The organism is Ancylobacter pratisalsi (genome assembly GCF_010669125.1).
In the GTDB taxonomy this organism is placed as follows: domain Bacteria; phylum Pseudomonadota; class Alphaproteobacteria; order Rhizobiales; family Xanthobacteraceae; genus Ancylobacter; species Ancylobacter pratisalsi.
This window is the reverse complement of the sequence record NZ_CP048630.1, coordinates 2555655-2568213: the sequence shown is the minus strand read 5'-3', so window position 1 is coordinate 2568213 and position 12559 is coordinate 2555655. Positions and strand designations below refer to the sequence as shown.

The window sequence follows — 12559 nt, the reverse complement described above, 5'->3', positions numbered from 1 at the left end:
TGAGACGCACGGACGCGGGAACACACGGCACCCCACCCATGCGCGGGCGCGTCATGCGCCGCCCGGTTCAGGTCCAGCTGAACAGGAAGGCACCGACGGCAACAAGCAGAATGACAACCGCGGCAATGGAATGCTTCACGGTCCAATCGTGCATGGTCATACGCGTTCTCCACCCTTTGACACTGGTGTGATGCCTTGCGCGCCGGGCGTCAACCCGCTTGCCCCGGCCGCCCACCTCAAAGCTGCCGCAGGTGGAAGGACTTCGGCCGCGTCAGCATCTCGAAACCGATCCGCGAGAGCGAGGCGCCACGCCCGGTGTCCTTCACCCCGGTCCAGGCAAGGCCGGGGTCGAGATAATCACAGCGGTTCATGAACACGGTGCCGGTCTCGATCTGGTTGCCGAGCCGCTCGGCGGCGTCGATGTCGGCGGTCCAGATCGAGGCCGTGAGGCCGTAGGCGCTGTCATTCATCAGCGCCAGCGCCTGTGCATCGTCCTTCACCTTCATGATGCCGACGATCGGCCCGAAGCTCTCATCGCGCATCACCGACATCGAATGGTCGACACCGGTGAGCACCTGCGGCGCCAGATAGGGCGTCCCTTCGCGGTTGGCGGGGAACGAGGCCGGATCCAGATGGGCCTTCGCCCCGCGCGCCACCGCTTCCCCGGTCTGCCGCCGGATCAGATCGGCGAAGCGGCCCTGCGCCATCGGCCCCAAAGTGGTTGCCTCATCCAGCGGGTTGCCGAGCACATATTTGGCGGTGATGGCAACGAAGCCGTCGACGAAGCGCTCATACTGGCTTTCATGCACGTAGATCCGCTCAATGCCGCAGCAGCACTGGCCGGAATTGTAAAAGGCGCCGTCCACCAGGTTCTCGACGGCGAAATCGAGATCGGCGTCGGCCCGCACATAGGCGGGATCCTTGCCGCCAAGTTCGAGGCCAAGCCCGGTGAACGTGCCCGCCGCCGCCCGCTCGATGGCGCGCCCGCCCTCCACCGAGCCGGTGAAGTTCACGAAATCCACCGCGCCCGAACCGAGCAGGCGCGAGGTCTGGTCGTGGGTCAGCACCAGATTGGTGAACAGCCCCTTGGGCAGGCCGGCGCGATCCATCGCCATCTGGAACCGTTCGCCGACCAGAAGGGTCTGCGCCGCGTGCTTCAGCAGCACCGCATTTCCCGCGATCAGCGCCGGGGCGATGGTGTTCACGGCCGTGAGATAGGGGTAGTTCCAGGGCGCCACCACAAGGACCAGGCCCAGCGGGTCGCGTTTGATGTAGCGGCGAAAACCCGGCCTTTCGTCATGAGGAACAACCGGGGCGAGGGCCGTCTCCGCCATCGCGGCGACGTAGCGCACGCGTTCCTCGAAGCCGCCGAACTCGCCGCCATAGCGCACCGGCCGGCCCATCTGCAGCGCCAGTTCGGGCACGATCTCCTGGTTCATCGCCAGCATTGCGTCGAGAAAGGCCAGCACATGGCCGGTCCGCTCGGCGATCGGCACCTGCGCCCAGGCGCGCTGCGCCGTGCGGGCGGCATCGACGGCGGCGGCCAGCGCCGACTCCGTTGCCGCGGGACGGCGCACCAGCTCCGATCCGTCGACCGGCGATATGCAGACAACATCATTCACGGCCGTTCTCCGGCAACACTCCCCAGGGCATGGCGATATAACGCGGGCGCAGGCGCGGCGTCCATTGGCGCCGGCAGCCCGGCGGTGCCGAGCCCGGACCGAGCCGTCGTCCGGCCTTAGCCGAGCCTCCGCCATCGATCGGACATACTCGCCTGCACCTTTTGCTGGAGACCGCACCGACATTGGATATAATACCGGATCAACTGGTCCGATCGATGATCTCCAAGGCACAGTATCCGCGGTTCCGCCGGCGGAGTCTTATAGGGATACTGCATCTGCGGGCGGCGTGTGCTAGTGCGATGCGTATGCTAGTTCGACGCAGATGAATGATGGATCGAGCATGCTCAGTCTGACGGATGCCGCCCTAGCGGAAAGCAAGTCGCGCGACTTTATTGACATGTTCGAACTCGCTCCGGTTTCGCTCTGGCTCGAAGACTACAGCGCCCTGCGCGAATTGTTCGACACCTGGCGCGCGCTGGGTATTTCCTCGCTGCGTGACTACCTGCGCGACCATCCCGAGCAGGTGCTTGAATGCTCGAAGTGCATTCGCGTCCTCAAGGTCAATCGTCGCACGCTCGACCTTTTCGAGGCCGAGAGCCTCGCGCACCTCGTCGCCAATCTCCACCAGGTGTTCCGCGACGACATGCTCAAGGCCCATATCGACGAGATGGTGCGGCTCTGGGACGGCGCCACCACCTTCGCCAGCCACACCGTCAACTACACGCTGAGCGGGCAGCGCCTCGACATCCAGCTCAACGGCATCGTGCTTCCCGGCCATGAGCGCACGCTGGCCCGCGTGCTGGTCACGGTGGAAGACGTCACCGAACGCGAGACGGCGCGCCGCCAGGCCGCCCGCGCCGAGGAATATGCCCGGGGCCTGTTCGAATATTCCCCGGTCTCGCTGTGGGTCGAGGACTTCTCCAGCGTGAAGCACCTCATCGACGACGTACGCATGCGCGGCATCACGGACCTGCGCGTCTTCACCGACGTGCACCCCGAATTCGTCCAGCGCTGCATCAGCGAGATCCGCGTCATCGACGTCAACCAGCACACGCTCGACATGTTCGGTGCGTCCAGCAAGGCGACCCTCATCGCCAATCTCGCCACGATTTTCCGCGAGGACATGGCCCTGCATTTCCGCGAGCAGCTCATCGAGTTGTGGAACGGCAACCTGTTCCATCAGCGCGAGGTGGTGAACTACACGCTCGGCGGCGACCCGCTGCATGTCCACCTGCAGTTCTCGGTACTGCCCGGCCACGAGCAGGACTGGTCGCTGGTCCAGGTCTCGCTCATCGATATCACCGCCCGCAAGAAGGCCGAGGCCTATCTCGAATATCTCGGCAAGCACGACGTGCTGACCAAGCTCTACAACCGCTCCTTCTATGTCGACGAGCTAAACCGGCTCGAACGCAAGGGGCCCTTCCCGGTCACCGTCATCATGGTGGATCTCAACGATCTCAAGCGGGTCAACGACCTGCTCGGGCACGCCGCGGGTGACGCGCTGCTGCGACGGGCCGGCGAGGTGCTCGGCAAGGCGGTGGACAAGCCCAATTGCGCGGCCCGCATCGGCGGCGATGAATTCGCCGTGCTGCTGCCGGGCCTCGACAGGGCCGGCGGCCTCGCGGTGATGGAGAACATCACCAAGCTGATCGATCTGAACAATCAGTTCTATTCCGCCAGCACGCTCGAACTCTCCATGGGCCTTTCCACCAGCGTCCCTGGCGAGCGGCTGGAGCAGGTGGTCAAGCGCGCCGACTTCGACATGTACGAGGCCAAGCGCAACCACGAGCCCGGCTCGCGCACCCGCGGCTGAGCCCCCGCCTCAGGCGAGGAGCCCACCCAGCCCCTCGGCATGGACGAAGCAGAGCTTGTTGCCCTCAAGGTCCCGCCCATAGGCGCCGTAATAGTCCGGCCCGTAGTTCGGCCGCAGTCCCGGCGCGCCCTCGTCCAGGCCGCCGTGATCGACCAGTGCCTGCCACGCCGCGTCCACGGCGGCGCGCGAGGGCGCGGCAAAGCTCACCTGCGTGCCGTTGCCCCAGGTCGCCGGCAATCCGTTGAACGGGAGCTGGATGAAGAACTGCGGCCAGGCCCGACCCGGCAGCACCCACATGGAGCCGGCCGGCCCGCCATCATCCCCCTGGTCCACGCGCACAAGACCCAGCGGGGCGAGCACCACATCGTAGAAGGCGGTCAGCCGGGCAAGGTCGCGCGTGCCGAGAATGATATGGCTGAACATCGACCCGTCTCTCTATTGACCTGCCTCATGGGCCGGCACCGCGCCGGGGCCCATGTTCAGCGCGCATGTTCGCCCCGCACACCCCGCCCGCGCAAGCGAGGGTCGACAGACGCCGCGCGGCGCAGTAAACGGGAAGCGAGAATTACATGAACTTCCGGTTTGTTTATCTGTTTCCACAACGACGGTCCGTAAATGAGCAATCTTCATCACGAGCGCGTCCTGTCCGTGCACCACTGGACCGACAACCTCTTCACCTTCACCACCACGCGTGATCCGGCGCTGCGCTTCAAGAACGGCCAGTTCGTGATGATCGGGCTCGAGGTCGAGGGCAAGCCGCTGCTGCGGGCCTATTCAATCGCCAGCGCCAATTACGAGGAAACGCTGGAGTTCTTCTCCATCAAGGTTCCCAATGGCCCGCTGACCTCGCGCCTTCAGCACCTGAAGGTGGGTGACGAGGTCATTGTCGGCCGCAAGCCGACCGGCACGCTGCTGGTGGATTATCTGGTGCCCGGCCGCCGGCTCTATCTGCTCTCCACCGGCACGGGCCTGGCGCCGTTCATGAGCCTGATCAAGGATCCGGAGACCTACGAGGCTTTCGAGAAGGTGATCCTGGTCCACGGCGTGCGCACGGTGGGCGAGCTGGCCTATCAGGACTTCATCGAGAACGAACTGCCGGATAACGAATATTTCGGCGAGCTGGTGCGCGAGAAGCTGGTCTACTACCCCACCGTGACGCGCGAGCCCTATCGCAACCAGGGCCGCATCACCGACCTTATCACCTCGGGCAAGCTGTTCGCCGACCTCGACCTGCCCCCGCTCGACAAGGAAGATGACCGCGTCATGCTGTGCGGCAGCCCGCAGCTGCTCGACGACATGCGCGTGATCCTGAAGCAGAACAGCTTCGAGGAAGGCTCCACCACCGAGCCGGGCGATTTCGTGATCGAGAAGGCCTTCGTCGAGAAGTAACCCCAGCGGCCCCGGCCCTGGGCCACCTCCGGGAGGCGCCGATCGGGCGCTTCCCCTCTGCCCGCTCAGCGCAGGCGGCGGTCGGGGTCCCATGCCGCGCGGTCGTCGCGCGCGGCCTCTTCGGGGGAGAGAACGCGATATTCGGCGTCGATGACGCCGGATCCGGGCCCGCCGCCCGTGCCCTTGCGCCCGCCGAACAGGCGATAGGCGAGGCCGAGCACGGCAAGAACGGGAAACACCACGAGAAACACGCTCGCCGCGACAAGCGCCAGCGCGATGCCGACGGCCAGCGCCACGGCAACCACCAGCGCCACCTGCCACCAGCTTACGCGCCGGACGGTGAAACGCATGCGATCGAAAGGATCGGTCGAGCTCATCGTCTGGGTCTTTCCTCCTGAACGGTCACCCTGTTCTTGGAATATGGTGCCCTCTCGCCTACTTGCCAGCATCGGGCGGCGAAAATCGGGCGGCGGGCCTCGTGGAGACGGATTGAATGATCATACGCAGCGCGGCATCGCAGGACCTTCCGGCCCTTGTCGCCATCTACAATGATGCCGTCCTGCACTCCACGGCGATCTGGAACGACACCACGGTCGACCTCGCCAACCGCGCGCTCTGGCTCGCCGATCGCCGCACCAAGAACTACCCCATCCTGGTGGCAGCGGAGGACGACGCCGTGCTGGGCTATGCCAGCTTCGGCGATTTCCGCCCTTTTGACGGGTTCCGCATCTGCTGCGAGCACTCGGTCTATGTGGCGGAGGGCGCGCGCGGGCGCGGCCTCGGCCGCCGGCTGGTCGAGGCGCTGTTCGAGCCCGCGCGTGCGCTCGGCAAGAAGGTGATGATCGGCGGCATCACCGGGGGCAACGAGCCCTCCATCGCCCTGCATGAACGGCTCGGCTTCGTGCGCACCGGCTTCATGCCGGGCATCGGCATCAAATTCGGCCGCCCGCTCGATCTGGTGCTGATGCAGAAGGAACTGTAGGGGCCGCGCACCGAACCGCCTTCGCGATCCCCAGAACGACGAAGGCCGGGACGAGCCCGGCCTTCGAAACGTTGCAACCGTGCGGCACTGGCCGCACGCCGCTCTCAGTAGCGGTAGTGGTCCGGCTTGTAGGGGCCGGCGACCGGCACGCCGATATAGTCGGCCTGTTCCTTGCTCATCTTGGTCAGCTTCACGCCGAGCTTTTCCAGATGCAGCGCCGCGACCTTCTCATCGAGGAACTTCGGCAGGGTGTAGACCTGCTTGTCGTACTTGCCGGGGTTCGCCCACAGCTCGATCTGCGCCAGCGTCTGGTTGGCGAAGGAGGACGACATCACGAAGGAGGGGTGGCCCATGGCGTTGCCCAGGTTCACCAGGCGGCCTTCCGACAGCAGGATGATGCGGTTGCCAGCGGGGAACTGGATCTCGTCGACCTGCGGCTTGATGTTGGTCCACTTGAAGTTCTTCAGGCCGGCGACCTGAATCTCGTTGTCGAAGTGGCCGATGTTGCAGACGATCGCCCGGTCCTTCATCTGCCGCATGTCGTCGACGGTGATGATGTCGCGGTTGCCGGTGCAGGTCACATAGATGTCGGCGCGGGAATAGGCGTTCTCGATCGTGGTGACTTCATAGCCTTCCATCGAGGCCTGAAGCGCGCAGATCGGATCGACCTCGGAGACGATGACGCGCGCGCCGGCCTGGCGCAGCGAGGCGGCCGAGCCCTTGCCCACATCGCCGAAGCCGGCGACGAAAGCGACCTTGCCGGCCAGCATCACGTCGGTGCCGCGGCGGATGGCGTCGACCAGCGATTCACGGCAGCCATACAGGTTGTCGAACTTCGACTTGGTCACGCTGTCATTGACGTTGATCGCCGGGAACAGCAGCTTGCCCTGCTCGGCCAGCTTGTAGAGGCGGTGCACGCCGGTGGTGGTCTCTTCCGACACGCCCTTGATCGACTTGGCGACCTCGGCGAACCAGCCCTTCGGCTTCTCGGCGAGCAGCTTCTTGATCAGCGCGAAGAAAATTTCCTCTTCCTCGGAGCCGGGGGTGTCGAGGAAGGCGGTGTCGCCCTGCTCGGCGCGCAGGCCGTAATGCACCAGCATGGTGGCGTCGCCGCCATCATCCAGGATCATGTTCGGCACCAGGATCTCGCGGTCCTTCGCGCCATGCCAGTCGAACAGCTTGGCGGTGAAGTCCCAGTACTCGCTCAGCGTCTCGCCCTTGAAGGCGAACACCGGCGTGCCGGCGGCGGCGATGGCGGCGGCGGCGTGGTCCTGCGTCGAGAAGATGTTGCAGGAGACCCAGCGCACATCGGCGCCGAGCGCCTTCAGCGTCTCGATCAGCACCGCGGTCTGGATCGTCATGTGCAGCGAGCCGGCGATGCGCGCGCCCTTGAGCGGCTGCGACGGGCCGTATTCGGCGCGGATCGCCATCAGGCCCGGCATCTCGGTTTCGGCGAGATCGATCTCGAGGCGGCCGAAGTCGGCGAGGTTGATGTCCTTGACGAGATATTCGCTGGCGATCGCCATGATGCAGTAATCCTTCTGCCTGACACGGGGGCTTTGCAGGTGGCTTTGGCGGCGTGATACCAGCCCTGCGCGCCGAAAACAATAACGATATAAAGATATCTTTATATGACACCGAGGCTCGCTGCCCGAAACATGCGGGCAAGCGCGGGCTATTCGCCCTCGCCGAAGCGGTCGGCCACCAGCGCGTCGAGGGCGTCCAGCACCGCCTGCGCCTCGCGCCCGCTGACCTCGACCAGGATCGTGGTGCCCGGCGCGGCGGCCAGCATCATCAGCCCCATGATCGAGGTGCCGTTCACCGTCTCTCCGCAGCGCGTCACCCGCACGTCAGCGTCGAAGCGCTCGACGGTCTGCACGAATTTCGCCGAGGCGCGCGCATGCAGGCCCCGCTTGTTATGGATGGCGAGCTCGCGCTGCATGGCCTGGTCCGTCGCCACCGTCATTTCCCGGCAAGCACACGGCTGGCAATGTTGATGTATTTGCGGCCCGCTTCCTGGGCCTGGGCCACCGCCTCGTCCATCGGCACCTCGCCGCGGACGGTCGCCAGCTTCACCAGCATGGGCAGGTTGATGCCGGCCACCACCTCGATATCCGGCGATGTCATCACCGAAATGGCGAGATTGGACGGCGTGCCGCCGAACATGTCGGTCAGGATCACCACCCCGCCGCCGCTGTTCACCGTGCCGACCGCTTCGACAATGTCCTTGCGACGCTGCTCGATGTCGTCATCGGGACCAATGGTAATGGTCTCCAGCTGGGACTGGGGGCCCATGACGTGTTCAAGCGCAGCGCGGAATTCGCTGGCAAGGCGTCCGTGCGTTACGAGTACGAGACCTATCATCCTGTCCGCCGCGCCCGGTTCGGCACGAGTGCTGTCTGCTTGAGGGGTGGCGCGGTAACCAAATCGGGCACCCCCTTCGCGGGGCGCACATCATCGTTGCACTGCACACGAATGGCAAGAGCCACCCGGGCTGACGTTGCGAAAATCACGGTGCACAATACCGTGCACGGGTGGCGGGCGTCAGATGCCCGGCGCGGTGAGCAGCATGGCCAGCACCTGCTGCACCCCATCGCCCCGCGCCAGCACCGGCAGACGGGGCAGTTCCACGCCCTCGACCCGCGTGCGCAGCGCCGCCTCCATGGGCAGACGCTCGGCATCGGCGGCGCCGAGATCCACCACCAGCGCGATCCGCACCTCGGCCCGGTAGTCGATCCGGCGCAGCCCCGCGCCGCGCACCTCGATCAGCCCCGCCAGTTCCTCCGGCGCGCTGGCCAGAAGCGCGCCCCCGCGCGCGACCAGCCGCACCCGGTCGTCCGCCACCAGACGCGTCGGCGGCACCCGCGCGGTTCCCCCGGCGAGGATCAGTCCGAAGGCAAGATGCGACTTGCCCGCGCCGGACGGCCCGCGGATCAGCACGCCCTTATCCCCGACGCTGACGCAGGAGGCGTGGACGGTCGGAACGCGCGCGGGCACCGGCTCGCCCACCGCGCTCATGCCGCCGGCAGCCAGATCACGAAGCGCGCCCCGCCCGAGCGCGGCACCTCGGCGTCCCCCTCGGCCGCCACCGTGGCGACCGGCTCGGCAGGTTCCTTGGCGGCGCCGTCCCGCGCCTTCTTGCGCCCCGGCCGGCGCGCCTTGGTGGCAAGCGGGCGGTTCTCGGCCCAGATGCGCCCGCCATGGGCCTCGATGATCTGCCGCGAGATCGAAAGCCCCAGCCCCGAATTCTGCCCGAAGCCCTGCTCCTCCGGGCGATCGGTGTAGAAGCGCTCGAAGATGCGGCCCAGCGCATGGTCGGGAATCCCCGGCCCGTCATCGTCGACCATGACCTCGACCGCCTCCTTGAGCCGTCGGCAGGTCACCCGCACCTCGCCGCCCTTGGGCGAGAACGAGCGGGCATTGTCGATCAGGTTGTTGATCACCTGCCCGAGCCGGGAATCATGGCCCGGCACGATGAACTCGCCGCCCGCCCCGGCCGCGCGCTCGAAATTCAGCGTCACGCGGACATCGTCGCCGCGCACCACGTCGTTGTGCACGCCGGTCACGGTACTGAGCAGCCGCGTCATGTCCACCGGCTCGGCCTCCTGGCGCTGCAGCTCGGCATCCAGCCGGCTGGCGTCGGAAATGTCGGTGATCAGGCGGTCGAGGCGCCGCACATCGTGCTGGATCACTTCCAGCAGCCGCCCGCGCGAATTCTCGGTCTTGGCCAGCGGCAGCGTCTCCACGGCGGAGCGCAGCGAGGTCAGCGGGTTCTTCAGTTCGTGCGAGACGTCGGCGGCAAAGCTCTCGATCGCCTCGATGCGCGAATAGAGCGCGTCCGTCATGTCGCGCAGCGCGCCCGACAAATGGCCGATCTCGTCGGAGCGGCTGGTGAAATCGGGAATCTCCACGCGCTGGCGGGTGCGTCGGCGCACGCGCTCGGCCGCGTCGGCGAGACGGCGCACCGGGCCGGCGATGGTGCCCGCGAGCAGGAAGGACAGCACGCCCATCACCGCCATGACCACGAGGAAGACGCGCACGATCGCCAGCCGTTCGGCCGCCACCGCCGCGTCGATCTCGCCGCCCTGGGTGGAGAGCAGCAGCACGCCGAGAATGGCCCGGAAGCGCTGCACCGGCACCGCCACCGAGACGATGACCTGACCGCGATCATTCACCTGCACCGCGCTCGATTTCTGCCCCTGCAGCGCGTCGACCACCTCGCGGTAGCCCTTGCCGTTGCTGGGGCCGAGGTCCTTGTAGAGCGGCAGGTCGCCGCGCTCGAACCAGGTCTTCAGCTTGTTCCAGGCCCGCTCCAGCCAGTTCGGCTTGCGGGTGGTGGGCGAGGGCATGTCGAAACGCAGGATCTCGCCGCGCGAATAGAGCGAGCGCGAATCCAGCAGCAGCAGGCCGTCGCGATCATAGATGCGCGCGCGGGTGCCGGTGGGCTCCACCAGGCGCTTGAGCACCGGCGCCACGCGCTCGGGATTGATGGGAAATTCAAGCGGGGCGAACCCGTCCTCGCCCGGCCCGTAACTCTCCCCCGCCTGCAGTTCCAGCAAGCGCTCGGGATCGATGGTGATGGCGTTGGTCTCGACCTGCGCGGAGGCGGCGATGGCGCCGGCGATGATCTCGCCCTGCACCAGCAGGCTCTGCACGCGCGCATCGATTAGGCCGGCGCGGAATTCGGAAAGGTAGAGGATACCCGAGGCCAGCACGCACATGCCGGCGAGGTTGAGCAGAACGATGCGCCGCGTGAGGCTGGAGAAGCTCTTCAGCGCAACACGGTTCGGCAGCCGCCGGATCGCGCCCAGCAGCCACGTGATACGCCGCTTGCGGGGAACCTCCGCGGGCGCCTCGGCGTCGTCGAACCGCGCGTCCTCGTCCTCGTCCGCGGTCCGTGTGGAGTCGGGATCGAGCAAGAAGCCGCTACTCCTTGAAGCGGTAGCCGACGCCGTACAGCGTCTCGATCATCTCGAAATTGTCGTCCACGACCTTGAACTTCTTGCGCAGCCGCTTGATGTGGCTGTCGATGGTGCGGTCGTCGACATAGACTTGGTCGTCATAGGCGGCGTCCATCAGTGCGTTGCGGCTCTTCACCACGCCCGGACGGGTGGCCAGCGCCTGCAGGATGAGGAACTCGGTGACGGTCAGCGTCACATTCTCGTTCCGCCAGGTGCAGGTGTGCCGCTCCGGGTCCATGCGCAGCTGGCCGCGTTCCAGAACCTTCGCGCTGTCGGTTTCGCGCGGCATCGTTCCGTCCTTGGGGGCGAAGCGACGCAGCACGGCCTTGACGCGTTCCACCAGCAAGCGCTGGGAAAACGGCTTCTTGATGAAGTCGTCCGCGCCCATCTTGAGGCCGAACAGCTCGTCGATCTCGTCATCCTTGGAGGTGAGGAAGATCACCGGCATGTCGCTCTTCTGCCGCAGCCGGCGCAGAAGCTCCATGCCGTCCATGCGCGGCATCTTGATGTCGAAGATGGCAAGGTCGGGCGGGTTGGTCTTGAAGCCGTCGAGGGCCGTGGCACCATCCGTATAGGTCTGGATCCGATACCCTTCGGATTCGAGGGCGATCGAGACGGACGTCAGAATGTTGCGATCGTCGTCGACGAGAGCGATGGTCGGCATCTGCACACTTTCCTGTTCGGCATCAGTAGACGCAGTTCGCGGGTGAACCGTGCCGGCGTGGCCAGAATGTGACACGCAAACTGATTCCACCGAAATTAGCGCGTTTCGAGGCACATAGCCAATCAAGGCAGGCGAAGCTCGCGCTGGGTCAGCCGAGGGTTGACGTTGGCGCCCGCGCGGGCGCACCACTGCGTCCTCCACAATGAGGAGACCGTCATGCCCGCCGCACCGCTTTCCGAACCGGGTTTCGACGCCACGATCGTGGTCCGCCGGCTGCTGCGCGAGGCGCGCACGGGCGCGCTGGCGACGCTGGATGCGGACGGTGCGCCCTACGCCTCGCTGGTTCAGGTCGCCACGCTCAATGATGGCAGCCCGCTTCTTCTGCTGTCGGGCCTCGCCCGCCACACCCGCAATCTCGCACGCGATGCCCGCGTCTCGCTGCTGGTCGACGAACAGCGCCATGGCGACGAGCTGCAGGGCGCACGAGCCAGCGTGAGGGGGCATATCGAGCGCGTGGCCGATGCCGGCACCGCCCGCCGCCGCTTCCTTGCCCGCCACCCGGACGCCGAAGGCTTCGCCGGCTTTTCCGATTTCGCCTTCTACCGACTGGTGCCGGACTCCGCCCACCTGGTCGCCGGGTTCGGCCGCATCACCGATGTCGAAGGCCCCGCCCTGCTCACGGATCTCACAGATGCCGGTGAATTGCTCGCGAGCGAAGAGGGCGCCGTCGAGCACATGAACGCCGACCACGCCGACGCGATCCAGCTCTACGCCATGCAACTCCTCGGGGCCGGACCCGGCGCGTGGCGGATGATCGGCCTCGATCCGGAGGGCTGCGACCTGATGGCCGGGCTGGATGTGCGCCGCCTGCCCTTTCCCCAGCGCGTTACCACCGCGCGGGGCATGCGCGAGACGCTCGTGGAGCTGGCCAACCGGGCGCGCGGCGCCACGGTCGATTCGCCGCAGTGAGCCTCACCGGCCCCACTGAACTCACGCTCCACCTCATCGCACTCATCGTCCACCGCACCGGCCATCACCGGTTCGGCCCGGTTTCGCCACACTGTCGACCCGGAATCTGAGCCAAAAGGTCGGAGTGGGCGCGCAAATTGCCCCCTGCATGTCACGCGT

The 12559-nt window shown here is 66.4% G+C and carries 13 protein-coding genes; 4 read left to right on the top strand and 9 right to left on the bottom strand.

Translation table 11 applies throughout. The annotated features are described in order from the left end of the window. Positions 1–236: 236 nt before the first annotated feature. On the bottom strand, positions 237–1622 hold the full coding sequence (locus tag G3A50_RS12040) for an aldehyde dehydrogenase family protein (RefSeq protein ID WP_163075502.1): 1386 nt from the start codon (positions 1620–1622) through the stop codon (positions 237–239). Positions 1623–1962: 340 nt separating this feature from the next. Between G3A50_RS12040 and G3A50_RS12035 the strand changes: the two genes are divergently transcribed. Beyond that, entirely contained in the window at positions 1963–3435 is a 1473-nt protein-coding gene (locus tag G3A50_RS12035; RefSeq protein WP_163075501.1) for a sensor domain-containing diguanylate cyclase, read from the top strand. 9 nt (positions 3436–3444) lie between these two features. Here G3A50_RS12035 and G3A50_RS12030 read toward each other — a convergent pair whose 3' ends face one another. Beyond that, on the bottom strand, positions 3445–3858 hold the full coding sequence (locus tag G3A50_RS12030) for a VOC family protein (RefSeq protein ID WP_163075500.1): 414 nt from the start codon (positions 3856–3858) through the stop codon (positions 3445–3447). 192 nt (positions 3859–4050) lie between these two features. Between G3A50_RS12030 and G3A50_RS12025 the strand changes: the two genes are divergently transcribed. After that, complete coding sequence (locus tag G3A50_RS12025; protein ID WP_163075499.1) at positions 4051–4824, top strand: ferredoxin--NADP reductase; 774 nt, start codon at positions 4051–4053, stop codon at positions 4822–4824. Positions 4825–4889: 65 nt separating this feature from the next. Here the strand turns inward: G3A50_RS12025 and G3A50_RS12020 are convergent, their stop codons facing one another. Beyond that, the gene (locus G3A50_RS12020; protein ID WP_163075498.1) at positions 4890–5201 is read right to left on the bottom strand and encodes a hypothetical protein; all 312 of its coding nucleotides are present in this window, start codon (positions 5199–5201) and stop codon (positions 4890–4892) included. 116 nt (positions 5202–5317) lie between these two features. On the opposite strand from G3A50_RS12020, the gene G3A50_RS12015 reads away from it, so the two are divergent. Then, positions 5318–5806: a GNAT family N-acetyltransferase gene (locus G3A50_RS12015; protein ID WP_170308638.1), complete on the top strand. Its 489-nt coding sequence runs from the start codon at positions 5318–5320 to the stop codon at positions 5804–5806. 104 nt (positions 5807–5910) lie between these two features. Here the strand turns inward: G3A50_RS12015 and ahcY are convergent, their stop codons facing one another. From ahcY to G3A50_RS11985, 6 genes are all read right to left on the bottom strand, one after another. Then, positions 5911–7332: an adenosylhomocysteinase gene (gene ahcY / locus G3A50_RS12010; RefSeq protein ID WP_163075497.1), complete on the bottom strand. Its 1422-nt coding sequence runs from the start codon at positions 7330–7332 to the stop codon at positions 5911–5913. A 149-nt stretch (positions 7333–7481) separates the two neighbouring features. After that, positions 7482–7772 carry an HPr family phosphocarrier protein gene (locus tag G3A50_RS12005; protein WP_163075496.1) on the bottom strand — a complete coding sequence of 97 codons (291 nt, stop codon included), beginning with the start codon at positions 7770–7772 and terminating at the stop codon, positions 7482–7484. Then, positions 7769–8170, bottom strand: a complete 402-nt coding sequence (locus G3A50_RS12000) for a PTS sugar transporter subunit IIA (protein ID WP_163075495.1) — start codon at positions 8168–8170, stop codon at positions 7769–7771. Before G3A50_RS12000 ends, G3A50_RS12005 begins: the two co-directional genes overlap by 4 nt. Positions 8171–8350: 180 nt before the next feature. Continuing rightward, positions 8351–8824, bottom strand: a complete 474-nt coding sequence (locus tag G3A50_RS11995) for an HPr kinase/phosphorylase (RefSeq protein ID WP_163075494.1) — start codon at positions 8822–8824, stop codon at positions 8351–8353. Continuing rightward, positions 8821–10725: a sensor histidine kinase gene (locus tag G3A50_RS11990; protein WP_163075493.1), complete on the bottom strand. Its 1905-nt coding sequence runs from the start codon at positions 10723–10725 to the stop codon at positions 8821–8823. Before G3A50_RS11990 ends, G3A50_RS11995 begins: the two co-directional genes overlap by 4 nt. A 7-nt stretch (positions 10726–10732) precedes the next feature. Further along, positions 10733–11431 carry a response regulator transcription factor gene (locus G3A50_RS11985; RefSeq protein WP_163075492.1) on the bottom strand — a complete coding sequence of 233 codons (699 nt, stop codon included), beginning with the start codon at positions 11429–11431 and terminating at the stop codon, positions 10733–10735. Between the two features lie 216 nt (positions 11432–11647). On the opposite strand from G3A50_RS11985, the gene G3A50_RS11980 reads away from it, so the two are divergent. Then, positions 11648–12400 carry a HugZ family pyridoxamine 5'-phosphate oxidase gene (locus G3A50_RS11980; protein ID WP_163075491.1) on the top strand — a complete coding sequence of 251 codons (753 nt, stop codon included), beginning with the start codon at positions 11648–11650 and terminating at the stop codon, positions 12398–12400. The last annotated feature ends 159 nt before the right edge of the window (positions 12401–12559 follow it).